Raw genomic sequence first — 25,574 nt, forward strand, 5'->3', positions numbered from 1 at the left:
TCAGCGTACGCCGCCCATGAGCTTCTTGATCGCCGGCGAGGCGGCTGCCATGCCTACGGCCAGCAGGATGGCCGTTCCGCCCACCCCGATGAAGTAGGGCAGCTCGTCGTCCGGGTTGTACAGGCCGGAAAGGATGCCGGCCAGCGTGGTGCCCAGGGACACGGACAGGAAGAACAGCGCCACCATCTGGGTGTGGAAGGCCTTCGGCGCCAGCTTGGTGGTCACCGACAGCCCGATGGGGGACAGGAACAGTTCCGCCAGCGTGAACAGCAGCAGGATTCCCGCCAGGGCCAGCAGCGGGGTCTTGCCGTCGCCGGACAGCGGGATGAAGGCCAGGAAGGCCAGGCCCATCACGAACAGGCCGATGGAGAACTTCAGTGCCGAGCCCGGCTGTTTCCGGCCGAGCCGGGTCCACAGGGCCGCCATGATGCCGGCGAAGATGATGATGAACACCGGGTTGATGGACTGAACCCAGGCGGCCGGCATCTCCCAGCCGAAGACATTCCGGTCCAGCTTCTCCTCCGAGTACACGGCGATGAAAGTGAACTGCTGCTGGAACAGCGCCCAGAACGCGGCGGAGGCGATGTACAGCGGGATAAACGCGGCCACCCGTCCGCGTTCGGTGGCGTTGACCTTCTTGCTGCTGAAGATCAGAGCGAAGTAAATCACCGAGGCGCCGATGGCGGCGTAAGCCATGGACGTGGCCAGGTTCTCGGCGTTGATGGTGCCCGTGATGAACAGCGCCGCAATGACCACGGCAATGCCGGTAAAGATCAGGCCGTACTTCCTGCGCTGCGCATCGGGGAGGGGGTTCGGGACCCGGTGGCTCTGGGCGGGGAGCTTGCTCCGTCCCAGCGCGTAGACAACCAGGCCCACGGCCATGCCGACGGCGGCAGCGCCGAAGCCCCAGTGGAAGCCCTGGCTTTCCTGCAGCCAGCCGGTGACCAGGGGGCCGATCAGCGCGCCGGCGTTGATGCCCATGTAGAAGATGGAGAATCCGGCGTCGCGGCGTTCGTCCTTCTCGCCGTAAAGGCTGCCGACGAGGGCTGTGGCGTTGGCCTTAAGGCCGCCGGACCCGACGCCCACGAGCACCAGGCCGGCGATGAGACCGGGAACGCCGGGCACCAGGGCCAGGGCGATGTGGCCGCCCATGATCATGATGGCCGCGCCGAACAGCACGCGCTCGGACCCGAACAGCCGGTCCGCGAGCCATGCGCCCAGGATCGTGGACAGGTACACGCCGCCGCCGTAGGCACCGACGAGACTGGCCGCCAGGCCCTGCTCAATCCCGAGGCCGCCCTTCTCGACCGAGAAGTACATGTAGTAGAGCAGGATTCCCTGCATTCCGTAGAAGGAGAAGCGCTCCCACATTTCTACGGAGAAGAGGCTGGCCAGCATCTTTGGGTGGCCAAAAAACGAGGTATCGCCCGGCGTTGTAGCGGGGCGATTGGATAAATGAGTTGTGCTCATTTACTTAATGCTGACATTGTGAAGCGGGATTGTCACATTCGCGGCGGCCCGGGGCAAGCAGCCCGGACGGTGTTTCGCCGGATTTTCCGCAGATTCCGGGGGCGTGCCGGCGCCCGTCTGCACGCCCCCGAGGACTCCGTTGCGGCGTCTGCTTCACAGCCAACGCGGGGTCACTTGCGGCCCATGTGAGGTGCCGCTATGGGCCTTAAGTGACCCCGCGTTGCTTCAACAGGGCGGGCTGGGGCCGGCGTCGACCCTCAGGCGGGGTCGACGCCGTCGAACATGATGACCTGCCGGATGGCGTGGCCGTCCGCCAGCTGGTCCATGGCCCGGTTGATGTCGGCCAGGGCGATGCGGTCCGAGATCAGCTCCTCCACCGGCAGTTTCCCCTCCCGCCACAGCTGGGCGTACTGCGGGATGTCCCGCGACGGGACCGCAGAGCCGAGGTAGCTGCCCACGATTGTCCTGGCTTCGGCGGTGATGGTCAGCGGCGCCAGCTGGGCGCGGGCGTCGGGGGAGGGCAACCCGGCCGTGACGGTGGTCCCGCCGGGGGAGGTGGCGGCGAAGGCGGTTTCGAAGGCGCGCGGATTCCCGGCGCACTCGATCACGTACCTGGCCTTGACCCCGCCGTCGATGACCTGCTGGGGGGTGTACGTTTCGTGGGCGCCGAGGCGGCGGGCGTGATCGAGTTTCCCCGCCAGCGTGTCCACGGCGACGATCCGCGAGATGCCTTGGGAGACGGCAGTGATGAGCGCCGCCATGCCCACCCCTCCGAGGCCGACGATCATGATGCTGTCCTGCGGGCGGGGCCGGGCCGCGTTGAGCACGGCGCCCCCGCCGGTCAGCACGGCGCAGCCCAGGACAGCGGCGATGTCGGCAGGGATGTCGTCGTCCACCGCCACGGCGGAAGCTCGGTCCACCACGGCATGGGTGGCGAATCCCGAGACGCCCAGATGATGGTGGACGGGCTCGCCGCCACGGCTCAAGTGCCGGGACCCGTGCAGCAGGGTTCCTGCGTTGTTGCTCTGCGAGCCGGCCGTGCAGGGCAGCCGGCCGTCCTCGGCGCAGTTCGCGCAGCTTTCGCAGCGGGGCAGGAAGGACATGACCACGCGTTGTCCGGGCCGCAGATCGTCGACGCCGGAGCCGACCTCGACGATGCGGCCCGACGCCTCGTGGCCCAGCAGCATCGGCACCGGCCGGACCCGGTTGCCGTCAACGACGCTCAGGTCCGAGTGGCAGACCCCGGCCGCCTCCAGCCGGACGAGGATCTCGGTGGGGCCCGGAGCCGCCAGTTCCAGGTCGGAGATGCTGATGGGCTTGGACTCCGCGAAGGGGCGCGGACGGCCGATTTCCTCAAGTACTGCACCGGTGATCTTCATCGATCCTCTTTCGCGGCCTGGTCGGGTTTGAGTGAACGATAGCCGCCGGCCGGAGCCAGCGTCCATTGGACAGCGTTGACAGCGTTGACGGCGGAGGGAGCGGTCCGAGGGCGGAAGCTGCCCGCCGCCGTCGTGGTTTCGGGCCGTCGAGGGGACATGCCCATTCATGGCGCGAAGGCATGGACAGGATGGCATTGTGCCCGCCCCTTGCCACGAGGGATGAGCATGTCCACCAAGGAGCGCGGGACATGTCCCACCGGCGGCGCGACGAGCGGGCATGTCCTCACCGGCGAGGGCCGCGCGAAGGCATATCAGAACCCCAGTTGGGCAGCCACCTGCAGCAGCAGCGCCTCGGAGCCCATCGGCCCGATGAGCTGGATGCCCATCGGCAGGCCGCAACCCGGGGCGCCGCCAGTCCAGTGCACCGGGATGCTGATGGCCGGCAGCCCGCAGACGTTCACCATGGACGACCACGGCGCGTATTCGCATTGTTTGCGGTAGTCACCGTCGGCGTCGCCCGCCCATTCCGCGGCCGGCCAGTAGTCGCCGCCGTGGGCCGCGCCCGTGAACCAGCCCACGGGGCGCGGTGTCTGTGCCAGGGCCGGCGTCAATATGAGGTCCCATCCGGCGTACTGTGCGATCGTGTCCCGCTGGAACTGCCGGAGGAACCCGAGGGATTCGTTGAGTTTGGAGGCACTGCGCTGTTGCGCGCGCCGCCGGAACGTCCTGGTGAGCGGGGTCAGGAGCGCCTCGCGCTGGGGTGCGATTCGCGCGCTCCCGACGCCGGCTGTCCAGGCTGTGGTGAAGGCGTCCGGGTAGCGGTTGTCATATCGGATCGCGGCCTCCGACGTCTCGTGGCCGGCTGATTCCAGCCGGGCGACGCCGTCGGCCAGCGCATCCAGCGCCTCGGGGTCCGGAGTGAAAGGGAAAATCGTCTGCCACGGGCTGTCCAGGCTTACGCCGATCCGCAACCGGCGCGGCTCCCTGGCGGCGAGTTCGAGATAGCTGGCGGCCGCCGGTCCCGGCGCGTCCGGACTGTGCCCGTCCGGGCCGGGAACCAGGGCATCGAGCAACAGGGCGGCATCGTCGGCCGTGCGGGCGAGCGGGCCGGCAACCACCAGTTGGGCCGGATCGCCGGAGCTTTCCCCGGCGGGCACGAGCCCGCGGCCGGGCTTCAGCCCGACCAGCCCGCAGGCCGCTGCCGGAATCCGCACGGACCCGCCGCCGTCGGATCCGGGCGCGAACGGCACCAGCCCCGCGGCCACGGCGGCGGCGCTGCCGCCCGAGGACCCGCCCGAACCGCGGCTGAGCGCGTAAGGATTGCGCGACGGCGGGGCGATCCGGTTCTCGCTGTAGGCAGTCAGGCCGAACTCCGGGACCTGCGTCTTCCCCAGCGATATGACCCCCGCGGTCCTGAGCACGGCGGGAAGGGCTCCGTCGGTGAGCGCCGGTTTGCGTTCCAAGGCCGCGCTCCCGTGCGTGGTGACGACTCCCGCCACATCCGTCAGATCCTTGAAGGCCAGCGGCATGCCGTGCAACGGGGCCAACGCGCCGCCGTTCCGGCTGCGGAGGGCGTGGATCCGGTCCGCGGCGGCGGCGTCCTTCCGCGCCTGGTCCGCCGTGACGGTGATGAAGGCCCCGAGGCGGGGGTTGTCGGTCTCGATGCGGCCCAGGAAATGATCGGTGGCCTGCCGGGCGGAAAGCTCGCCGGCATGCAGTGCTTCGCGAAGTTGGACAGCGGAGAGCTCGTGGATCTCAGTCAAGGAAGCAGGACTCCGGCCGCTCCCGGCGCCGGGTGATTCCCGCCGGGGGACATGTCCATTGCTGGGCGCTGCGGGCGGACACTGTGGCCTTGTGTCCAGTGCTCGCCGCCGGGGGAGGGCATGTCCCGCGGGAGCGGCCGAGGGCGGCGAGGGCGGCGAGGGGGATCCGCCCTGCGATGGCATCTGGCGGAGAGCATGTCCATTGCTGGGGGCTGCGGGCGGACACTGTGGCCTTATGTCCAGTGCTCGCTGCCGGGGGAGGGCATGTCCCGCGGGAAGAGCGGCGGGAGGGGCCGTGGAAGGGGCCGGGGGTGGACCGCTCCGCGGGGTGTTCGGCATGCATGATGTCTCCGTTGCGCACTCCAGAAGCGTAACCTGCCGCCGGCAGGAGCGTGCCGCCAGCGGCGGGGGATACGCTGGGATCGGACCTTGAATTCTGCGGAAAGGGCGAACATGAGCGACTTCCAGAGCGTCAGCGTGTCTGGCATCCCCGACGGTGCGAGGATCCTTGATGTCCGCGAGGACTATGAATGGGTCGCGGGCCACGCCGAAGGCGCCCTGCACATACCGATGGAGCAGCTGCCGGCCCGGATCGAGGAGCTTGACCCGGACGAGGACGTCTATGTCATCTGCCGCACCGGGGGCCGCTCCTACCGGGCCACCCAGTGGCTCGTCGGCATGGGGTACTCCGCTATGAATGTGGCCGGCGGCATGGACCAGTGGGTCGAGACCGGCATGCCGCTGGTATCCGACAACGGTCTCAAGCCGGTCGTCCTGTAACTGAAGAAGGAAGAACTGATGCCCGCACCAACTGTCACCTACACATTCCTCGGCCCCGAAGGCACCTTCACCGAAGCGGCCCTGATGCAGGTTCCGGGCGCGGCGGACGCCATCCGTATCCCGTCGTCAAATGTGAACACGGCCCTGGACAAGGTGCGGGACGGCTCGGCCGATGCGGCCATGGTGCCGATCGAAAACTCCGTTGAGGGCGGCGTCACCGCCACCCTCGACGCCATCGCCACCGGCCAGGAGCTCAGGATCATCCGCGAGGCCCTGGTGCCCATCAGCTTCGTCCTTGTGGCCAAGCCGGGCGTGGCGATCGGAGACATCAGGCGGGTCTCCACCCACGGCCACGCCTGGGCCCAGTGCAGGCTCTGGGTGGACGCAAATATTCCCAATGCAGAATACATCCCCGGATCCTCCACTGCCGCTGCCGCCATGGGCCTGCTGGACGACGGCGGCGCCCACTACGACGCCGCGATCTGCGCCCCGATCGTGGCCGCCGAGCAGCCGGGCCTGAAAGTGCTCGCCGAAAACATCGGCGACAACCCCGGAGCGGTCACCCGGTTCGTGCTGGTGGGCCGCCCGGGCGAACTCCCGGCCCGCACCGGGGCAGACAAGACCACCGTGGTGGTGCCGCTGCCCGAAGACCGGCCGGGTGCCCTCATGGAGATCCTGGACCAGTTCGCCACCCGCGGCGTGAACCTGAGCCGGATCGAATCCCGGCCGACCGGCCAGTACCTGGGCCATTACTTCTTCAGCATTGATGCCGACGGCCACGTGGCCGACGCCCGGGTGGCCGACGCACTCGCGGGTCTCCACCGGATCAGCCCGGCCACGCGTTTTCTCGGGTCCTACCGGCGGGCTGACGGCCACCGGACCATCGTTGCGCCGCACACCTCCGACCAGGCATTCCGGGCCGCGCATGCTTGGGTGAAAGACATACTGGGTGATGCATCTGCCGCTGCGGAATATACGCCGGGGGCTTCGCCCAGAGCGTAGGCAAATGCCATCCGGCGCACTTCCGCCCCCTCCCAACTGTGCGTATGCTTGCCTGATCCATATTGGGGAAGTCCTCTACCGGAGGGAGCGGGTCATGTCAGGCACCAGCACAGATAATGACGGCCAGGGAATGATTGTCAATCCCAAGCCGACAGCTGACAACCAGGACTGGGACGGCGACGACGCCGACCGTGCGGACCGTCTGCGCTTCGAAGAGGAGCAGGCAATGATCCGGGAGCAGTCCGAAGCCAGGGCCGCCAAGGCTGCCGCCGACGCGAAGAAGGCAGCAGATGCGAAGAAGGCCGCCAGCGCCTAGGCCTCTACCGCGCCGCCGTCTGCCTAGCCGCCTTCGGTGCCGTCCTTGACCCGGACCAGCAGGGATCCCGGGTCCACCTGGACGGTGACCTTCGTGGCCTCGCCGGAAGGATCGCCGTCGACCTGGGTAGGCATAGGTTCGGGGCACCGGATCGTAATCTTGCCGGACCGGTAATACGTCATGACCGGCAGATCCTTCTTGTGCTTCAGCACGATCTTTGTATACATCGCGAGCCAGCCGATTGCACTGCGCGGGCTCATCACCACGACGTCGAGCATCCCGTCATCGATCATCGCCTGCGGGATGAAGTCGATTCCCCCGGGGATCAGGCCGCAGTTCGCGAACAGGACGCTGCGGATCTTCCGGAACTGCTCCGGCTGATCGTCCAGCGCGATCGAGACCTTCTTGCGGCGCCCCGGAAGGTGCCGGACTCCGGCCTCGGTGTAGGCGAGCCAGCCCACGGCCTTCTTTAAGCCGTCATAGGTGTCACTGACCACCTCGGCGTCCATTCCGATCCCCGCAATGACCAGGAACGTGTGTTGCGCCGATTCCCCGGTGCGTGAATTCTCCACGGTCATCCGTGCCGTATCGATGAACCGCTGGTGCCCGAACAAGGCCGCCTGCACGTTCCCCTGGAGATCGTTGACCTCCAGGTGCACATTGCGGGCCAGGAGGTTGCCGGTGCCGAGCGGAATCAGGCCCATCGCCGTGTCCGTCCCGGCGAGGACCTCGGCGACGACGCGCACCGTACCGTCGCCGCCGCCGGCCAGGACGACGTCGGCCCCGTAGTCCACCGCCGCCCGGGCCTGCGAGAACCCCGGGTCCTGGGCGGTGGTTTCAAAGATGCGGGGCGGTTCCCAGCCCGCCTCGGCGCATGCGGATTCAACGAGGTTCCGGGCCTCGGCGGACCTGGCTTTAATGGGATTCAGGACCACGGCGACCTTCTGCCGGCCCAGGCCCGGGCTGTGGGTCTCCTCCCACACCGCACGCCGGGTGTGTTTGGCCTTCAGCCGGCGCACCCCCCACCAACTGGAGACGGCAAACGCCAGGATCCCAGCGATGACGAGGTAGAGCAGCCAGTCGCGCATTGTGATCCAACAGTATCCCGCCAGCGCCCCGGGACCGGATTGCCCGGTATCGGTGGCCGGATTGGATACTCTTGTCTGGTGATCGACGTAAAAGACCTCAGCGACAATCCGGACAAGTTCCGTGCCAGCCAGCGCGCCCGCGGCGCCGACGAAGCCGCGGTGGACGCGATCATCGCTGCGGACTCGGCCAGGCGCGCGGCGCTGATCCGGTTCGAGAACCTGCGGGCCGAACAGAACGCCTTCGGCAAGAAGGTTGCGCAGGCCAAGGGCGAGGAGAAGCAGGCCCTCCTTGCCGAGGTGAAGGTTCTGGCTGCCTCCGTCAAGGCCGCGTCGGCCGAGGCCGACGTCGCCCAGACGGCCCAGGAGGAGCTGCTCCGGACCATCCCCAACCTGATTGAGGACGGTGTCCCGGCCGGCGGCGAGGATGACTACATTGTGGTCAAGACGGTCGGCACGCCACGCGAATTCCCCGACTTCGAGCCGAAGGACCACCTGGAGATCGGCGAGCTGATCGGGGCGATCGACATGGAACGCGGGGCAAAGGTCTCCGGCTCACGCTTCTACTTCCTGCGCGGCGTGGGCGCCCGGCTGGAAATGGCGCTGCTCCAGATGGCCATGGACCAGGCGATCGACGCCGGGTTCGTGCCCATGATCACGCCCACCCTGGTCCGCCCTGAGACCATGCAGGGCACCGGTTTTGACGTCAAGCACGATGCCGAGATCTACCGTCTGGCCGAAGACGACCTCTACCTTGTGGGCACCTCCGAGGTAGCCCTGGCCGGCTACCATGCCGACGAGATCCTGGACTTGTCCGGCGGTCCCATCCGCTACGCGGGCCAGAGCTCGTGCTACCGCCGCGAGGCCGGCTCGCACGGCAAGGACACCCGCGGCATCATCCGGGTCCACCAGTTCAACAAGGTCGAGATGTTCATCTACGCCACGGTTGAGGAGGCGGCAGCCGAGCACGCCCGCCTCCTGGCGTGGGAAGAGGAGATGCTGGCCAAATGCGAGCTCCCGTACCGCGTGATTGACACCGCGGCGGGGGATCTGGGCAACTCCGCGGCCCGGAAGTTCGACTGCGAGGCTTGGGTCCCCACCCAGGGCGCGTACCGGGAGCTGACCTCGACGTCCAACTGCACCACCTTCCAGGCCCGCCGTCTGAACATCCGCGAACGTGTCCTGAATGAGGACGGTGCTCCCAAGGGCACCCGGGCCGTGGCCACGCTCAACGGCACCCTGGCCACCACCCGCTGGATTGTCGCCATTCTGGAGCACCACCAGAACCCGGACGGCTCGGTCAATGTCCCCGCTGCCCTGCAGAAGTACCTGGGCGGCATGACGGTGTTCCCCGTTCTCTGACCACTCTTCCCTGACCGCTCTTCCCTGACCACCGTTCAGGCACACGTCGGCCGCCGGGTAAACACTCACACTGTGGACAAAGTGTGGGTGTTTACCGCAAGTTCATGCCCTGCTGTGGCCTGAGTCCTAGCGGCCGTCGGGGGTGTCTGCTCTACTTGTGAGATGACAACCATGACTGAATCCTCAGTCGCCGGCAACGATGACCGGCGCACGGAATACCAGAACAACGCAACTGCAACCAACGCAACCGAAAACACGGCAGCCCAAACCAGGGCAACCCGGAACAAGAACGTCCGGAACAGCACCGGCGACAAGTTGATGATCGCCCTGGACGTCGACGGCACCCTGGTGGACCACGACGGCCACATGTCGGTTCCGGTCCGCGAGGCCGCCCAGGCCGTGGTGGCCGCCGGCCACCACGTCATGATCGCGACGGGCCGCTCGCTCAATGCCACGCTGCCCGTCATCGAGCACATCGGGATCGACAACGGGTACGCCGTGTGCTCCAACGGCGGGGTGATCCTGCGCGTCGACTCCGGGCTGCCCGACGGCTACGAAGTCCTCCACAAGGCAACCTTTGACCCCGGTCCGGCCCTCCGCGCCCTGCGCAAGCGGCTGCCCGCGGCCAAGTACGCCCTTGAGGACGAGAACGGCAACTTCCTGTCCACGGAGCGCTTCCAGGACGCCAGCTTCGGCGTCGAAGCGGTCGGTGTCGACTTCCAGACCATGCTGGAAGCCGTCGCCGTGCGCGTGGTGGTTTTCAGCTCGGAAAACACCCCCGAAGAGTTCAACACCGCGATCCGCCATATCGGGCTCGCCGGCGTGACCTATTCGGTGGGCTGGACGGCGTGGCTGGACATCGCCGCCGCCGGCGTCACGAAGGCCAGCGCGCTGGAGCACCTCCGCAGCCGGCTCAGCATTGAAACGCACCGTACGATCGCCGTCGGCGACGGCCGCAATGACATCGAGATGCTGACATGGGCACGCCGCGGCGTGGCCATGGGCCAGGCCCCGGTGGAGGTCATTGCCGCCGCCGATGAAGTCACGAAGTCGGTCTACGACGACGGCGCCGCCCACGTGCTCCGCAGCCTCCTCTAAGCGGAGGGCGGGCTGTCGGCGCCGGACGCCGGCCGGACGGCCGGAAGAAGTCGGCCGGAAGCAGGGGTCCGGAATCAGGCGGCCTGTCCCGGACCCGGGACCGTGCGGCCTAGCGGACGTCGAGGATTAGGCCCAGGAGCCGGGCCGCCGCGGGACGAGCCGCGTGCTCTTCGTTCCACTGGGACCGGGCCACGGCCTTGCTCACGGCCTGCGTGGTGATGCCGAGTTCCTCTGCCACGGCCTTCTGCTGGCCCCGCACTCCGGGAGTGAGCAGGTCCAGCACCCGCCATTCCGCCTGGCTCCGGTCGTGCACAATGTGGCCCAGGAGGCGCAGAACGGCCTCCGCCTCCGCCGCGAGATCGGCCAGCGGGCCCTCCACGGCCACCCGGACGCGGTCTTTGCCGTTCCGCAGGCGGTCCACGGCACGCCGGGCATAGATGAGCCCGTGGCCCGAGGCGTCCTTGATCTGGTTGGGCAGCGGTTCATTCACGGGGCCCACCCCGATGCCCACGTACCAGCTGCCGCTGCGCAGGGCGATCATGGCCGCCTCCACCGCCTGATGCGGACAGTCCAGGATGCCCTGGACCTCGTCCTCCACGGAACGGTCGAAATCGAGGCGCGCCGGGATGTGCCGCAGGTCTTTGAGGAGCTGCGGCACGCGGTCGCCGTCGCGCCGGCTGTCGGTTTGATTGATGGTCAGCGTGAACATTCTGGATCACACACTACCTGTTGGCACTTGGGGGGCAAGTTGCCGGCGGGACCGCCGCCCCAGTGGCGTAACAGTGGCGCCTACGGGCCCGCGAGGGCGGAGAGCAGGCAGCTCGGCAGGTGGATCCAGCCCTCGCTCAGGGCCGCCGCGGCGTGGCCGGCGTCCGGACGCAGCGTGTGTCCCAGGCCGACTGCCCGGGCCGTCAGCGAGGCGATGACGGCATCGAACATGTCATCGGACGCCGCCAGGTCCGCCCGGAAGCCCGCCAGGTCCAGCCACGGGGCTTTCAGGGTGAGGTCCGCCAGTGCCGTGGACAGCTCTTCGGCTTCCGGGGCCCCGCGCCCCTTGTAGCCGCGGGCGTGGATTCCCCAGCCTTTCAGGGATGCCGCCGGGTAGACCTCGGCGAGGCGACCGGAGCCGTCCCGAGCCTGCGGTCCCGCGGCCCGGGCGATCTTGGCCTGGATCACGGCGCACCTCATGGCCGGATGAGCCAGACGGTCGGCGGAGACGCTGAGCGGAATGAGGCCGGTTTTGGCCGTGACGAACCGGTCGGTGTCCCGGTAGGCGAGGAGCCGGCGGCCCTCGATCCCGTCGTATTCCAGGACCGGCCCGGGGTCGAACGCCAGGTGCCCCGCGATGAAGGGAAGGAAGGCGTCGGGCCAGCCGAGGGGGCAGTCGATTCCCGTCATGTCGCTTGTACCGAAGAGGCGGACGATCTCCGCGTCATCGACGTCCAGGGACAAGTGCGCCAGCCGTGCCGCGCCGTCGGCCCACTCGATGACGGCCACCGCAGTCTTCTTCGCGGCCGCAGCCAGGTCGACGCCGAGGGTCCTCACCGCTGCGTCCGCACGCAAAAAAACGCGGGGTCACTTACCGCCCGTTCCGGAGGCCCGGATGGGCGGTAAGTGACCCCGCGTTGGAGTGCAGGAGCGATCAGTGTCCGGCTGCCGGAACGTAGCGCTTGATGGAGGCTTCCAGCTCGGCTTCGGCCGCGGCGCGGTCGCCCCAGCCCTCGGCCTTGACCCACTTGCCCGGCTCCAGGTCCTTGTAGCGGGTGAAGAAGTGCTCGATTTCCTTGATCAGGAATTCGCTGACGTCGCTGATTTCCTGAATGTGGTCGAACCGGGCATCGGTCGGAACGCACAGGACCTTGGCGTCGCCGCCGCCGTCGTCGGTCATGTTGAAGACGCCGATCGGGCGGGACTCCACGATCACGCCGGGGTAGAGGTCGAAGTCCTGCAGGAGCACCAGCGCGTCCAGCGGATCTCCGTCCTCACCTAGGGTGTTCTCGAAGAAACCGTAGTGGGTGGGGTACTGCATCGACGTGAACAGGACGCGGTCCAGGCGGACGCGGCCGGTCTCGTGGTCGACTTCGTACTTGACGCGCGATCCCTTGGGGATCTCGATAGTCACGTCATGCTTCATGGAATGCTCCTTGACGAATTCAGGGGTGCGCGGCACGCGCGTAAGTGCTGTCGGTGCCGCCGACTACTATTGAGGATATAGCGAGAGGCGCTGGTTTCAGGAACTAGTGGGGACATTTCAGGACTAAGGACCAGCAGCATCATGAAACCGAGCACCAGCGCCGCGGGCACCGGACCGGCGCCCGGCAGGCTTCGCGGAATCCTCGCACTGCTGCTCCAAACCCTCCTGGTGGTGGCAGTGGCACTGCCGGCCGGCATCGCCATCGCCCCGGCGCTGCTCGGCCCGGGCGGTCCCTCGGACGCCTCGCAAACAACCCCGCCCTGGCAGCAGGTCCCCGCCACGCTGAGCGCCCCCGGCCCCGATTCCGGCGGAATCGGACCCCTCCGCGACACCGCACCGGTTCCCGCCGGCGCCGCGCTCGCCGCGAAGCTCAACGAGACCCTGAAGACCGACGGCGGCGGCACCTTCACCGGGATCGTCCAGGACGCCGCCACGGGGCAGGTGCTCTTTGACCGCGCAGCCGACGAGGCGCGCGTTCCGGCGTCGAACATGAAGCTCCTCACAGCCGGCGCCGCCCTGCGTGTCCTGGGCCCGGACGGCCGCTTCAGCACCCGGGTAGTGGCAGGGCCCACGCCCGGCTCGGTGGTCCTGACCGGCGGGGGCGATGTCCTCCTGGCCGCCGGCGAATCCGATCCCGGCGCCGTCCTGGGCCGTGCCGGGCTCGCCACGCTCGCCCAGGCCACCGTCCGCGCCCTCCAAAACGACGGCGGCGCCACCGGCACCCTGAGCGTCCTGCTGGATGATTCCCTCTTCAGCGGCCCGGCACTCAGCCAGGCGTGGAGCCCCGAAGACGTCGCCGCCGGGGAGATGGCCCCGCTGTACCCGCTGGCGCTGAACTCGGCCAGGTTCGATCCCGCCAAGACCACCGGTCCCCGCCCGCAGGACGCCGCCATGACCGCCGCCGAGGCTTTCGCCGCCAAGCTCACCGAGGCCGCGGCGCCCGCGGGGCTGTCCGTGGCCCCCGGCGTCGCCCGGGTCCGTCCCGGCGCCTCGCCGGAGGGTGCCCGGCCCAAAGTTCTGGCCGAGGTCCAGTCCGCCACAGTGGGGGAGCAGGTGGACCTCATGCTGCAGACCTCGGACAACTACCTCGCCGAGGTCATGGGACGGATGACCGCCCTCGGCGCCGGCCGGCCCGGCAGCGGCGACGACGCCGTGGCCGCCGTGCTGCAGCAGGTCCAGGACATGGGTGTCCCCACGGAGGGCCTCCGGGCCGCGGATGTTTCCGGCCTGGCGCTGGCCAACAGGGTCTCGGCCCGGCAACTCACGGACGCGGTCCGGGCCATGACCTCGGGGGCGGACACCCGGCTGCGTGCCGCCCTTGCCGGGTTCCCGGTCGCCGGGCTCACCGGCACGCTGGGGGACCGGTACACGGAGGCGGCGTCGGCCGCCGGCGCCGGGCTGGTGCGCGCCAAGACGGGGACGCTGAACACGGTCATTGCGCTCAGCGGTTACGTCGTCGACGCCGACGGACGGCTACTGGTCTTTTCCTTCGTGGGCAACGGCCTGACCCCCGGCGCCGCGAACAAGGCCGCACTGGACCGCTCCGCCGCTGTCCTTGCCGGCTGCGGCTGCCACTGACGATCAACGGCCCGCTTGAAACCCGGTTCTTGTCCGGGCCGCGCCGGCGGGTTCGCCGGTCAGCGAAAATTAAGGCGCATTGTCGGAGCCCTGTGATCTGATGGACCACATGGAGTCCTCCGCGCGCGAGACATCAAGCCAGACATCAAGCCAGACATCAAACGAGCCATCGAGCCAGCCAGTCCGGGGAACAGCAGGCGAGTCACGAAAGACACCCCGCGGGACCTCGGTCCAGGCGCAGGGTCTCATCAACTGGGATCTTGCCGCGTCCACGGCGGCCCGCCTGACGCCGGCCGGCCCCGTCCTCAGTGCCGCCGAGATCGGCTCCGCCGTCGATAACCTGCGGCTCATGGCGGACATTTCCGTGCCGCACGTCCACCACATCACCGGCCTTGACGCCGCCCGGGACCTGCGCGACTCCGAAGTCCTGGTGGTGGACCGCGCCTCATGGGCCAAGGCCAACACGCAAAGCTTCGCCGTGATGCTCGGGCCGGCCATGGAGAAAATGCTCGAGGGCCGCGGGTCCGTCACCCCCGGAGCCGCCAGCGTCAGCGGGGCCATCACCGGCAGCCAGCTCGGCGCCATCCTGGCCTTCCTCTCCAGCAAAGTCCTCGGCCAGTACGACCCCTTCTCCGCACTGGCCGAAAACTCCTCGTCCCCCGCCGCCGGCCGCCTGCTGCTCGTGGCGCCGAACATCATCTCCGTGGAACGCGAACTGAACGTCGAACCCGCGGACTTCCGGCTGTGGGTCTGCCTCCACGAACAAACCCACCGGGTGCAGTTCGCCGCCGCCCCGTGGCTGCGGCACCACATGCTGGACGAGATCGAAAACCTCAGCGGCCAGCTGCTGGGCAACGTCGATTCCCTGATGGAACGGGCCTCCGCGGCCGCCAAGTCGCTGAAGGACCGCGCAGCACCCGGCGCGGCCCCCGGCCGGGGCGCCATCCTGGACCTGCTCCAGAACCCCGAGGAAAAGGCGGCGCTGTCCCGCCTGACTGCCCTCATGAGCCTGCTCGAAGGCCACGCCAACGTGGTGATGGACGCCGTGGACGCCAGCATCGTCCCCTCCGTGAAGACCATCCGGCAGCGGTTCAACGCCCGGGGCAAGGACCGCGGCTTGATCGAAAAATTCATCCGCAGTCTCCTCGGCCTCGACGCCAAGATGCGCCAGTACAGCGACGGTTCCAAATTCGTCCGGGAAGTGGTGGACGCGGCCGGCATGGAAGGCTTCAACAAAGTCTGGGACTCCGCCGACCACCTCCCCACCGAGCCCGAGATCCACGACTCCAAGCTATGGCTCGACCGGATGGGCCTCTAACCGCCATGACAGCCCGCACCCCCGCCGGTCCTGCGCCAGTTTCCAGCGGGCGACGCCGGCCCGGCCGCCTCGCGCCGGTGGTCGGCACTGCACGGAAAATGCTGCAGGACGCCCTCGCCGGGGCCGGCTACCCTGAACGTGTCCTGGTCGCCTGCAGCGGAGGCCCGGACTCGCTGGCCCTCGCCGCCGTCGCCGCCTACTTCGCCCGCCGGGGCCACGTGGACGGCCACCCCGTGGCCGTCGGCGCCGTCGTCGTGGACCACCAGCTGCAGCCGGGCTCGGCCGGGGTCGCCGCCACCACGGCCCGGACCCTTGAGGACCTCGGGCTCTCTCCCGTCCGGATCAGGACTGTCGACGTCGCCTCCACCGGCATGGGCCCCGAGGCTGCTGCCCGGGACGCCCGCCACGCGGCCCTCGAGGCCGCCGCGGACGAGGCCGGTGCGGGAGCGATCCTGCTCGGCCATACCCTCGATGACCAGGCCGAACAGGTCCTGCTGGGACTTGCGCGCGGCTCCGGCACCCGGTCCCTGGCCGGGATGCGGCCCTCCCGCGGCCGGCTCCTGCGCCCCTTCCTGGGCCTGCGTCGTGCGGACACACTGGAGATCTGCCGGGTGGAGGGCCTGGATCCCTGGCATGACCCGTCCAATGCGGATCCCGCCTACGCGCGCTCCCGGACCCGGGTCGAAGTGCTGCCCCTGCTGGAGGACAAGCTCGGCCCCGGCGTCGCCGAATCCCTCGCCCGCACGGCCGCGATCCTGCAGCTCGACGCCGATTACCTGGAAGACGTGGCGAACGACACCTTTGACCGGCTCCGGCAGCAGGACAGCGGGGAGATCAGCCTTCCGGAGGCCGCGCTGCGGGATCTGGCCCCGGCCGTGAGGTTCCGGGTGATCGCCAAGGCCGCCGCCGCCGTCGGCGGTCAACAGCCCAGCTACCAGCGGCTCCTCGCGGCGGAAGCGCTGCTGCGCCGGCAGGGATCGGCCGGGCCGGTGGAGCTTCCGGGCGCGGTCAGCGTCTACCGGCTCTCACTCGCGCAGCTCCTCGCGGAGCGGCCGTCCGCCCCCGCCGGTGTTCCCCGTGAAGCCGCACGCTGTGGGAAGCTTGTATTCCGGCCTCAACAGCCGCCCCGAAAATAGTCGCACCCCGCATCTACACAGGAGCCATTGGTGGATTCAAACGACGTCCAGGCAGACCTCAAGCACGTTCTCTACACCAAGGAACAGATCCAGCAACGGATCACGGAACTCGCGGCGCAGATCGATAAGGACTATGAGGGCCGCGACCTCCTGATCGTCGGCGTCCTCAAGGGCGCCGTCATGGTCATGGCAGACCTGGCCCGCGCACTGCACAGCCACGTCTCCATGGACTGGATGGCAGTCTCGTCCTACGGCTCCGGCACCCAGTCCTCCGGTGTGGTCCGCATCCTGAAGGACCTCGACACCGACCTCATGGGCAAAGACGTCCTGATCGTCGAGGACATCATCGACTCCGGCCTCACGCTGTCCTGGCTCAAGACCAACCTGGAATCCCGCGGCACCGCCTCCGTGGAAATCTGCACGGCGTTCCGCAAGCCGACGGCCGCGAAGGTCAAGATCGACGTCAAGTACGTCGGCTACGACATTCCCAACGAGTTCGTCGTGGGCTACGGACTGGACTACGCCGAGAAGTACCGCAACCTGGACTTCGTCGGCACCCTGGCACCGCACGTCTACGAGTAGATCGTTCACGCAGGGCCGCCCCCGCCCTGGCCCGGGCGGCAGGACGCCGGGCCCCGCTACGCCCAGAGGGAACTTTTGCCCTTCACCGTGCGTGAGTTAGTGCGACGGTGTATAGCTAGAACCTGACGCAGCACCACACGCGCGCAGAACGGTCGCCGTGCAGCACTACCAGGAGGGACGGGGCCAGCCCCGAACAGATGAAAGCTAAGAGTTTCTTCAAGGGCCCGGGGATCTGGATTGTCGTCGTGGTGGCCATGCTGCTGCTGGCCTTTGCCACCCTGGCGCCCGGCGGCGCAAGCCGGATCGACACGGACAAGGGCCTTGAACTGCTGACTTCCGCCGGCAAGGTTGAACAGGCCAAGATTTTCGACGCCGAAAACCGCGTGGACCTGGTCCTGAAGGACAACCTGCAGATCGACGGCCAGGACAAGGGCAAGAACGTCCAGTTCTACTTTGTCAACGCCCGCGCCCAGGACGTCGTCAAGGCGGTCACGGACGCCAAACCGTCCGGCGGCTTCACCGACCAGCCGCTCGAAAACAACTGGTTCTCCGGACTCTTCTCCCTCCTGGTGCCCGTTCTGCTGCTCGGCGTCCTGTTCTGGTTCCTGCTCTCCCGGATGCAGGGCGGCGGATCCAAGGTCATGCAGTTCGGCAAGTCCAAGGCCAAGCTCGTCAGCAAGGACATGCCGCAGGTGACCTTCAGCGATGTCGCCGGCGCCGATGAGGCCGTCGAGGAACTCGAGGAAATCAAGGAGTTCCTGCAGGAGCCGGCCAAGTTCCAGGCCGTCGGCGCCAAGATCCCCAAGGGCGTGCTGCTCTACGGCCCTCCGGGCACCGGCAAGACCCTCCTGGCCCGCGCCGTCGCCGGCGAGGCCGGCGTGCCCTTCTTCTCCATCTCCGGCTCTGACTTCGTGGAAATGTTCGTCGGCGTGGGCGCCTCCCGCGTCCGCGACCTCTTCGAACAGGCCAAATCCAACGCGCCGGCCATCATCTTCGTCGATGAGATCGACGCCGTCGGCCGGCACCGCGGCGCCGGCATCGGCGGCGGCAACGACGAGCGCGAGCAGACCCTCAACCAGCTGCTGGTTGAAATGGACGGCTTCGACGTCAAGACCAACGTCATCCTGATTGCCGCCACCAACCGCCCCGACGTCCTGGACCCGGCCCTGCTGCGCCCGGGCCGCTTCGACCGGCAGATCTCGGTGGAGGCCCCGGACCTGATCGGCCGCGACCAGATCCTGCAGGTGCACGCCAAGGGCAAGCCTATGGCTCCCGGCGTCGACCTCAAGGCTGTTGCCAAGAAGACCCCCGGCTACACGGGCGCGGACCTGGCCAACGTCCTGAACGAGGCCGCCCTGCTGACGGCGCGCTCCAACGCGAACCTGATCGATGACCGCGCACTCGACGAGGCGATCGACCGCGTGATGGCCGGCCCGCAGAAGCGCAGCCGGGTCATGAAGGAACACGAACGCAAGGTCACCGCCTACCACGAGGGCGGCCACGCCCTGGTCGCGGCGGCCCTGCGGAACTCCGCCCCGGTCACCAAGATCACCATCCTGCCCCGCGGCCGTGCCTTGGGCTACACCATGGTGGTCCCGGAGAATGACAAATACTCCATCACCCGCAACGAGCTGCTCGACCAGATGGCGTACGCCATGGGCGGCCGCGTCGCAGAGGAACTCGTCTTCCACGATCCGTCCACGGGCGCGTCCAACGACATCGAGAAGGCCACCGGAATCGCCCGGAAGATGGTCACCGAGTTCGGCATGAGCGAAAGGGTCGGTTCCGTCCGGCTCGGCCAGGGCGGCGGCGAGCCGTTCCTGGGCCGCGACGCCGGCCACGAGCGCAACTACTCGGACCAGATCGCCTACATCGTCGACGAGGAGGTGCGCCGCCTCATCGACGGCGCGCATGACGAGGCCTACGCCATCCTCACCGAGAACCGGGACGTGCTGGACCAGCTGGCGCTGGAACTGCTCGAACGCGAAACGCTGAACCAGGCCGAGATCGCACACGTTTTCGAGAACATCCGCAAGCGCGATTTCCGCGAAGTGTGGCTCTCGAAGGAGACACGCCCCGTCCAGGCCGCCGGGCCGGTGGAGTCGCGGCGCGAAAAGGCGGAGCGCGAAGCGCAGGAGGAAGCCACCCAGGCACGGCTCGAAGAGCCCCTGGACGCGCGGCCGCCGCATGCCCAGGGCGTCCCCGGTCAGGAACCCTTCCAAGGCGGTGTTGGCGGCGGTGTTACGGATATCGGGACTGACGGCCTTCCCGGCTAGGCTTCTTCTGTGACTTCTAACTTCGACGACGACGTTCCCGCCCCCGCTGCTGCCTCGGCGGGGGACGGGGAAGCCCATCATCCCAAATCCAAGGTGGACCGTCCCCGGATCGAGGCGGCCGTGCGGGAAATCCTGCTGGCCATCGGCGAGGACCCGGACCGCGGCGGACTCCTGGACACCCCGAAGCGGGTGGCCAAGGCCTACGCGGAAATGTTCGCCGGCCTGCACCACGACCCCGCCGAGATCCTCGCCACGACGTTCGACCTCGACCACGAGGAACTCGTGCTGGTCAAGGACATCCCGTTCTACTCCACCTGTGAGCACCACCTGGTGCCGTTCCACGGCGTGGCCCATGTCGGCTACATCCCCTCCCATGACGGCAAGGTCACGGGCCTGAGCAAGCTGGCCCGCGTGGTGGACATGTTCGCCCGACGCCCGCAGGTCCAGGAACGCCTGACCACCCAGATCGTCGAGGCCCTCGTCACCCACCTCAAACCGCGCGGCGCGATCGTCGTCGTCGAGTGCGAACACCTGTGCATGTCCATGCGGGGCATCCGCAAGCCCGGCGCCAAGACCGTCACCAGCGCAGTGCGCGGGCAACTGCACGACCCGGCCACCCGCGCCGAAGCCATGAGCCTCATACTCGGAAGGTAAGAACACAGACTATGGACTCCCTAGCTGCTGCCCCCGGCACCGGCCCCGCAACCTCGCCCCTGCCCGTCCTGCGCAAACCGCGCCCGGCGGCGAAGTTCCAGGACCTGCCCACGGACCGGACCCTCGTGATGGGAATCCTCAACGTCACCCCTGATTCCTTCAGCGACGGCGGCACGCACGCGACACCGGACACCGCGATCGCGGCGGGTCTGCGGATGTTCTACGCCGGGGCGGACATCATCGACGTCGGCGGCGAATCCACCCGCCCGGGCGCCACCCCGGTCGGCGTCGACGAGGAACAGCGCCGGGTCCTGCCGGTCATCGAGGCCCTGGTCAAGGCCGGCGCCCTGGTCAGCATCGACACTACCCACGCCGCGACGGCGGCTGCCGCCCTGAATGCCGGCGCCGCGATCATCAATGACGTTTCGGGCCTGACCATCGAGCCGGAAATGGCGGAACTGGCCGCCCGCACCAAGGCGCCCTACATCCTGACGCACCGCCGCGGCGACGCCAGCACCATGAACGCCCTGACGGACTACCGGGATGTCGCCCGTGACGTCGTCGCGGAACTCTCCGGTGTCCGCGACAAGCTCTACGCCGCCGGCGTCGCCCCGGAGCAGATCATTGTGGACCCGGGGCTGGGATTCGCCAAGAACGATGCCCAGAACTGGGAGCTCCTGCAGCACTTGGACGTCCTGCAGGCCATGGGCCACAAGGTCCTCGTCGCCGGTTCCCGCAAGCGCTTCCTCGGCAGCCTCCTGACCGTCGCCGGCAAGGCCGCCCAGCCGGTTGAACGCGATGCGGCCACCGCCGCCGTGACCGCCATCAGCGCTTTCCGCGGTGCCTGGGCGGTGCGCGTGCACGACGTCGGTTCGAGCCTGGACGCCGTCAAGGTCGCCGCCCGCATGGCACCCCCGGCGCACCCGGCAACCCCCGGTCCTGCCGCCGGCACCGACTGATCCGGCCGGCGTCATGGACCAGATCACGCTGACCGGCGTCACCGCCGTCGGCCATCACGGGGTGTTCGACTTCGAGCGCCGCGACGGCCAGCCGTTCGTCGTTGACGCCGTGCTGCACCTGGACTTCACCAAGGCCGCGGCCTCCGACGACGTCCTGGACACTGCGCACTACGGCGAAGTGGCCGGCTGCATCCGGGACTGGATCACCGGCGTTCCGCTGAACCTGATCGAGGCCCTGGCCGTGCGGATCGCCGAGGACATCCTGCAGAAATTTCCCGTGGCCGCCGTGGACATCACCGTGCACAAGCCCAAGGCCCCGATCGAGGTCGAATTCGGCGACGTCGCCGTCAGCGTGCACCGGAGGCGTTCATGAGCCCGCTCTACACCCGCGCGGTGATCGCGCTCGGCAGCAACCTGGGGGAGCGCAACGACACCCTGTCCGCCGCCGTCGCGGACCTCGTCGACCCGCCGGAGGTGCGCCTGCTGGCCATCTCGCCGATCGTCCAGACCAAGGCCGTGGGCGGGCCCGCGGGCCAGCCGGACTTCCTCAACATGGTGATCGCCGTCGAGACGTCCCTGCCGCCGCGCGAACTGCTGCAACACTGCCACGCCGTGGAACAGAAGCACCTGCGGGTGCGCGAGGTCCGGTGGGGGCCGCGGACCCTGGACGTGGACATCATCACCTACGGGGACCTCGTCAGCTCCGACCCCGAGCTCACCCTGCCCCACCCCCGGGCCGCGGAACGGGCGTTTGTGCTCTACCCCTGGTCGCTGATCGATCCCGCGGCGGAGCTCAACGGTGAACGCGTCGCGGACCTCGCCGCGAAAGCCGCCGACTTCGCCGACCTCGAGACATTTGACGGTTTCCAGAGCCTCACGGCCCCGGACGCCACCGGCGTTTCCGGTGCGGTGGAGCGGCCGTGAAGCTGACCAACCCCCTGCTCCTGCTGGCCATTGCGGTGGTCCTGGCGGCGGCCGGCTGGTTGGCCACCGTGCTGGCCGGCCGCTACAGCCTGGCCACGCCGGTGCTGCCGCTGACGGGGCTGCTGACCATGGGCGTGATCGTGGTGCTCACCTTGGTGCTGGGCATCCGCGTGCTCCGCTGGCGCAACGGCAAGAAGAAGAAGATCCTCAACCCCATCCTCGCGGCGTGGACCCTGGTCCTGGCCCAGGCCTGCGCCTACACCGGCTCGGTCCTGCTGGGTTGGCACGCGGGAATCATCTTGGAGCAGCTGCGGCTGTGGAACCTGCGCAGTAGCCACGACATCACCTGGCAGGCCCTCGCGCTGGCAGGCGGCGGGCTGATCATGGTGATCGTCGGGCTCGTCGTCGAGCGGTTCTGCCGGATTCCGCCCGAGGACGGCGACGCCGATTCCGGGCACGGCGTGCCGGGAAAGCGCAACAAGCCCACGGCAGAAGGCGAATATGCGTACCGAGGCGATTGATCCTCCGGGCATCGACTGGCTCCGGGTGTCACCGAAGTACGTGACCGTGCGCCTCGCGGAGTGGGCGCTCGGAAACCTGATCGTGGTTGCCTTGTTGTCCGTTCCCCTGGTCCTTGTTCTGGCCGGCGTGTGGACGTGGCCGCCGGTCTGGCTGGCCGTTGCCGTTCCCGCCCTCTGGCTGCTCCTGGCATTGTGGCGGCTCGCGCTGATTCCCCGGCAGGTGCGCTCGATCGGCTACGCCGAGCGTGAGGACGACCTCCTGATCCGCCGGGGCATCTTCTTCCAGCGCACCCTCGTGGTCCCCTACGGGCGGATGCAGTACGTGGACATCGCGGTGGGGCCCGTCGAGCGTCCCCTGGGCCTGTGCACCCTGAAGCTTCACACCGCGTCCGCCGGGACCAATGCCGAGATCCCCGGCCTGCCCGCCAGCGAAGGAGCCCGGCTCCGCGAACAGCTCTCCGCCCGCGGCGAAGCCCGGCTGGCCGGGCTGTGACGGGAAGGCCGTGACGGCATGGCGCTGACACCGGAGGGTGCCGGGGCGGCCCGGGAGCCCGCGGTCGGCAGCGGCGCTGACGTGACCCCCATGGCCGGCACCGGCGAAACCCGCGGGACCGGAACCCGTTCAGCGGGAACCGGCGAAACCCGCGGGACCGGAACGCGTTCAGCGGGAACCGGCGACGCCGGCTGGCTGCGCGTGCATCCGGCATCGCCGTTTGTCCACGGCTGGGTGGCGCTGGCTGCGATGCTGTTCTTTTTTGGGCGCGACACGTTCGAACGCCTGCTTCAGGGCGGCCCGGTCTTTGACGAGCGGTTCGCCGGGCGGGCACCGTGGCTGCTGCTTGGCGGCGGCGCGCTGCTCCTGCTGACCGTGCTCGGCTTTGTCCTGAGCTGGTACTTCACGCGCTACCAGGTGGCTGAGGGCTACGTGCGGGTCAACACCGGTTTCCTGTTCAAGCAGCAACGGCAGGCCAGGCTGGACCGGGTGCAGGCAATCGACGTCGTCCAGCCATTTCTGGCACGGATCTTCGGGCTGGCGGAGCTCAGGTTCGAGGTCGCCGACGCCGGCGAATCCGCCGTGCACCTCGCCTATCTGCGGGCGGACGAGGCCCGCCAGCTCCGCGCGACAATTCTCGCCGGCGCCTCCGGCGCCGCCGCCGGGACCGGCACTCGGACGCCGACTTCGACTTCGCCTCCGACTTCGGCTCCGGAGCCGGGGCAACCGGAGGCCGCCGCGGAGGCGCCGGAACAGACAGTGCTGACCGTGCCGCCGTCGCGCCTCATGGGCTCGCTGCTCCTGAGCGAACAGAGCGTGGCCATCGTGGCCGGCGGCATCGCCTCCGTGCTGCTCTCCGCCGTCACCGAGAACCGGAATTTCACGGTCTTCCTGATTCCTGCCGCGATCGGCCTCGCCGCCGCCTACTGGTCCTCGTTCAACAAGGGCTACAACTTCACCGCGGCCGTGTCACGGGACGGCATCCGGCTGCGGTACGGCCTGCTGGACACCCAGGCCCAGACCGTGCCCCCGGGCAGGATCCAGGCGCTGAAGGTCAGCCAGCCGCCACTGTGGCGGATGTTCGGCTGGTACCGGGTCCAGGTCAATGTGGCCGGGTACGGCCTGGCGGGAAGCGCCGGGCAGGGTTCGGCCCGGACCACGCTGCTCCCGGTGGGATCCCTCGGCGACGTCCTGACCATCCTCTCCCTCGTGCTTCCGGATCCCGGAACCACGGATCCGGTGGGCGTCTTCACGGCAGGAATCAGCGGTCTCGCGGACGCCTCCGGGATACCTAACGCCGGGACGCCGGGAACCGGAACACCAGGAAACCGGACACCCAGCAACGGAGCCGGCCAGGACCCCGACGGCGGCTTCGTCACCACGCCGCGCCGGGCGCGGCTGCTTGCGCCGCTGGGCTGGCGGCGCAACGGCTTCACCGCGACGGAGACCGCACTGCTCCTGAGGTCCGGCCGGTGGTGGCGGAACCTCGTGGTGGTGCCGCACCAGCGCACCCAGTCCATGGCGCTCGAACAGGGGCCGCTCGCCCGGAGGTTCCGGGTGGCGGACCTGGTCCTGCACACCACGGCAGGCCCGGTCGCCCCGCGGCTTATCCAGGCCGGCCTCGACGAGGCCCGGGACCTGCTGGATGCCCAGTCCGCCCGGGCCCGCGCCGCCCGCAAACGCCAGACGAGCGAACACTGGATGGAGCCGACGATCGAGCCGGCCCCACCCCCCGCAGACCACACTCAGGAAGGCCCGCATCATGGCTAAACCAGGACGCCTCGGCGTCGGGATCATCGGCGCAGGGAAGGTCGGTGCCGTCCTGGGGGCGGCGCTGCGCGGAGCCGAGCACGCCGTCATCGGCGTGTCCGCCGTTTCGGACGCGAGCCGCGAACGCGCCGAAACACTGCTGCCCGGGGTCCCGGTCCTGGAGGTGCAGGACATTGTGGAGCGCGCCGAACTGGTCCTGCTCGCCGTACCGGATGACGCCCTCGGCCCGCTCGTGGAGGGGCTCGCCAAACTCGGCGCCTGGCAGCCCGGCCAGCTCGTGGCGCACACTTCGGGGCGCTTCGGCGTCGGGATCCTGCACCCGGTCCGGGCCGCCGGCGCCGTGCCGCTCGCGCTGCACCCGGCCATGACGTTCACCGGCATGAGCCTGGACCTCACGCGGCTTCTGGACTGCACCTTCGGCGTCACGGCCGACGCCGCGATGCTGCCGATTGCCCAGGCCCTCGTCGTCGAAATGGGCGCCGAGCCTGTCGCGATCGCAGAGGCCGACCGGGTCCTCTACCACGCGGCCCTCGCGCACGGCTCGAACCACCTGGTCACGCTCGTGGCACAGGCCTCGCAGCTGCTCCGGGAAGTCGGCGTCGACGCCCCGGACCGGATGCTGGGCCCGCTGCTGCGCGCCACGCTCGAGAACGCGCTCGCCTCCGGCGAATCGGCCCTGACCGGGCCGGTTGCCCGGGGCGATGCCGGCACGGTTGCCGCGCACGCCGGCGCCCTTCGCGAGTACGACGGCGGCTCGGCCGGCGATATTCTTGAGGCGTACCTGGCCATGGCCCGGGCGACAGCCCGCCGGGCAGGAAGCCGCGGGCTCTTGAAGCCGGAACAACTCCACGGCATCGAACAGGCGCTCGGCGGCCCCGACCAGAACGGGACGCACGCCCCGGAAGGACCCTGAC

The 25,574-nt window shown here is 68.9% G+C and carries 25 protein-coding genes; 18 read left to right on the top strand and 7 right to left on the bottom strand.

Annotation, left to right across the window (positions count from 1 at the left end):
* The 3 genes from LDO15_RS01205 to LDO15_RS01215 form a co-directional block, all read right to left on the bottom strand.
* Window positions 1–1,470, bottom strand: coding sequence for a peptide MFS transporter (locus LDO15_RS01205; RefSeq protein ID WP_223983125.1), 1,470 nt, complete (start codon window positions 1,468–1,470; stop codon window positions 1–3).
* Between the two features lie 257 nt (window positions 1,471–1,727).
* Entirely contained in the window at window positions 1,728–2,849 is a 1,122-nt protein-coding gene (locus LDO15_RS01210) for an alcohol dehydrogenase catalytic domain-containing protein (RefSeq protein ID WP_223983127.1), read from the bottom strand.
* A 311-nt stretch (window positions 2,850–3,160) separates the two neighbouring features.
* Window positions 3,161–4,612: an amidase gene (locus LDO15_RS01215; protein ID WP_223983130.1), complete on the bottom strand. Its 1,452-nt coding sequence runs from the start codon at window positions 4,610–4,612 to the stop codon at window positions 3,161–3,163.
* Between the two features lie 453 nt (window positions 4,613–5,065).
* Between LDO15_RS01215 and LDO15_RS01220 the strand changes: the two genes are divergently transcribed.
* From LDO15_RS01220 to LDO15_RS01230, 3 genes are all read left to right on the top strand, one after another.
* Window positions 5,066–5,392, top strand: a complete 327-nt coding sequence (locus tag LDO15_RS01220; protein ID WP_223983132.1) for a rhodanese-like domain-containing protein — start codon at window positions 5,066–5,068, stop codon at window positions 5,390–5,392.
* 18 nt (window positions 5,393–5,410) lie between these two features.
* Window positions 5,411–6,394: a prephenate dehydratase gene (gene pheA, locus LDO15_RS01225; protein ID WP_223983135.1), complete on the top strand. Its 984-nt coding sequence runs from the start codon at window positions 5,411–5,413 to the stop codon at window positions 6,392–6,394.
* Between the two features lie 94 nt (window positions 6,395–6,488).
* A complete protein-coding gene (locus LDO15_RS01230; protein ID WP_091255530.1) occupies window positions 6,489–6,710 on the top strand; it encodes a hypothetical protein in 222 nt (73 codons plus the stop codon).
* 23 nt (window positions 6,711–6,733) lie between these two features.
* On the opposite strand, the gene LDO15_RS01235 is transcribed toward LDO15_RS01230, so the two are convergent.
* Window positions 6,734–7,798, bottom strand: a complete 1,065-nt coding sequence (locus tag LDO15_RS01235; RefSeq protein WP_223983138.1) for a diacylglycerol kinase family protein — start codon at window positions 7,796–7,798, stop codon at window positions 6,734–6,736.
* Between the two features lie 78 nt (window positions 7,799–7,876).
* On the opposite strand from LDO15_RS01235, the gene serS reads away from it, so the two are divergent.
* Together serS and LDO15_RS01245 are read left to right on the top strand one after the other, a co-directional pair.
* The gene (serS, locus tag LDO15_RS01240; protein WP_223983141.1) at window positions 7,877–9,157 is read left to right on the top strand and encodes a serine--tRNA ligase; all 1,281 of its coding nucleotides are present in this window, start codon (window positions 7,877–7,879) and stop codon (window positions 9,155–9,157) included.
* Between the two features lie 162 nt (window positions 9,158–9,319).
* A complete protein-coding gene (locus LDO15_RS01245; protein WP_223983144.1) occupies window positions 9,320–10,255 on the top strand; it encodes an HAD family hydrolase in 936 nt (311 codons plus the stop codon).
* Window positions 10,256–10,364: 109 nt separating this feature from the next.
* Here LDO15_RS01245 and LDO15_RS01250 read toward each other — a convergent pair whose 3' ends face one another.
* From LDO15_RS01250 to LDO15_RS01260, 3 genes are all read right to left on the bottom strand, one after another.
* Window positions 10,365–10,964, bottom strand: a complete 600-nt coding sequence (locus tag LDO15_RS01250) for a hypothetical protein (RefSeq protein ID WP_223983146.1) — start codon at window positions 10,962–10,964, stop codon at window positions 10,365–10,367.
* A gap of 80 nt (window positions 10,965–11,044) precedes the next feature.
* Window positions 11,045–11,800 (bottom strand): DUF429 domain-containing protein, encoded by a 756-nt coding sequence (locus LDO15_RS01255; protein ID WP_223983148.1) that lies wholly within the window; start codon window positions 11,798–11,800, stop codon window positions 11,045–11,047.
* Window positions 11,801–11,897: 97 nt separating this feature from the next.
* Window positions 11,898–12,389 (bottom strand): inorganic diphosphatase, encoded by a 492-nt coding sequence (locus tag LDO15_RS01260; RefSeq protein ID WP_223983150.1) that lies wholly within the window; start codon window positions 12,387–12,389, stop codon window positions 11,898–11,900.
* A 141-nt stretch (window positions 12,390–12,530) separates the two neighbouring features.
* On the opposite strand from LDO15_RS01260, the gene dacB reads away from it, so the two are divergent.
* The 13 genes from dacB to LDO15_RS01325 all read left to right on the top strand — a co-directional run bounded on the left by dacB (window position 12,531) and on the right by LDO15_RS01325 (window position 25,573).
* Entirely contained in the window at window positions 12,531–14,027 is a 1,497-nt protein-coding gene (gene dacB / locus LDO15_RS01265) for a D-alanyl-D-alanine carboxypeptidase/D-alanyl-D-alanine-endopeptidase (RefSeq protein WP_223983152.1), read from the top strand.
* 100 nt (window positions 14,028–14,127) lie between these two features.
* Window positions 14,128–15,345 carry a zinc-dependent metalloprotease gene (locus LDO15_RS01270; protein ID WP_223983154.1) on the top strand — a complete coding sequence of 406 codons (1,218 nt, stop codon included), beginning with the start codon at window positions 14,128–14,130 and terminating at the stop codon, window positions 15,343–15,345.
* 98 nt (window positions 15,346–15,443) lie between these two features.
* Window positions 15,444–16,481, top strand: a complete 1,038-nt coding sequence (tilS, locus tag LDO15_RS01275) for a tRNA lysidine(34) synthetase TilS (RefSeq protein WP_223987671.1) — start codon at window positions 15,444–15,446, stop codon at window positions 16,479–16,481.
* Between the two features lie 30 nt (window positions 16,482–16,511).
* A complete protein-coding gene (gene hpt / locus LDO15_RS01280) occupies window positions 16,512–17,063 on the top strand; it encodes a hypoxanthine phosphoribosyltransferase (RefSeq protein ID WP_091255514.1) in 552 nt (183 codons plus the stop codon).
* 197 nt (window positions 17,064–17,260) lie between these two features.
* A complete protein-coding gene (gene ftsH / locus LDO15_RS01285; protein ID WP_223983157.1) occupies window positions 17,261–19,339 on the top strand; it encodes an ATP-dependent zinc metalloprotease FtsH in 2,079 nt (692 codons plus the stop codon).
* A gap of 9 nt (window positions 19,340–19,348) precedes the next feature.
* Window positions 19,349–19,993, top strand: a complete 645-nt coding sequence (folE, locus tag LDO15_RS01290) for a GTP cyclohydrolase I FolE (RefSeq protein ID WP_223983159.1) — start codon at window positions 19,349–19,351, stop codon at window positions 19,991–19,993.
* An 11-nt stretch (window positions 19,994–20,004) separates the two neighbouring features.
* Window positions 20,005–20,952, top strand: a complete 948-nt coding sequence (folP, locus tag LDO15_RS01295) for a dihydropteroate synthase (protein ID WP_223983162.1) — start codon at window positions 20,005–20,007, stop codon at window positions 20,950–20,952.
* 13 nt (window positions 20,953–20,965) lie between these two features.
* Complete coding sequence (folB, locus tag LDO15_RS01300; protein WP_223983166.1) at window positions 20,966–21,325, top strand: dihydroneopterin aldolase; 360 nt, start codon at window positions 20,966–20,968, stop codon at window positions 21,323–21,325.
* Window positions 21,322–21,876 carry a 2-amino-4-hydroxy-6-hydroxymethyldihydropteridine diphosphokinase gene (gene folK, locus LDO15_RS01305; RefSeq protein WP_223983169.1) on the top strand — a complete coding sequence of 185 codons (555 nt, stop codon included), beginning with the start codon at window positions 21,322–21,324 and terminating at the stop codon, window positions 21,874–21,876. Before folB ends, folK begins: the two co-directional genes overlap by 4 nt.
* The gene (locus LDO15_RS01310) at window positions 21,873–22,397 is read left to right on the top strand and encodes a DUF3180 domain-containing protein (protein ID WP_223983172.1); all 525 of its coding nucleotides are present in this window, start codon (window positions 21,873–21,875) and stop codon (window positions 22,395–22,397) included. The genes folK and LDO15_RS01310 overlap by 4 nt, the downstream gene beginning before the upstream one ends.
* Window positions 22,378–22,890 carry a PH domain-containing protein gene (locus LDO15_RS01315; RefSeq protein ID WP_223983175.1) on the top strand — a complete coding sequence of 171 codons (513 nt, stop codon included), beginning with the start codon at window positions 22,378–22,380 and terminating at the stop codon, window positions 22,888–22,890. The genes LDO15_RS01310 and LDO15_RS01315 overlap by 20 nt, the downstream gene beginning before the upstream one ends.
* Window positions 22,891–22,908: 18 nt before the next feature.
* Entirely contained in the window at window positions 22,909–24,660 is a 1,752-nt protein-coding gene (locus tag LDO15_RS01320) for a PH domain-containing protein (protein ID WP_223983178.1), read from the top strand.
* On the top strand, window positions 24,653–25,573 hold the full coding sequence (locus LDO15_RS01325; RefSeq protein WP_223983181.1) for a DUF2520 domain-containing protein: 921 nt from the start codon (window positions 24,653–24,655) through the stop codon (window positions 25,571–25,573). The genes LDO15_RS01320 and LDO15_RS01325 overlap by 8 nt, the downstream gene beginning before the upstream one ends.
* Window position 25,574 lies beyond the last annotated feature (1 nt).

The sequence above is a fragment of the Arthrobacter sp. NicSoilB8 genome, assembly GCF_019977355.1.
In the GTDB taxonomy this organism is placed as follows: domain Bacteria; phylum Actinomycetota; class Actinomycetes; order Actinomycetales; family Micrococcaceae; genus Arthrobacter.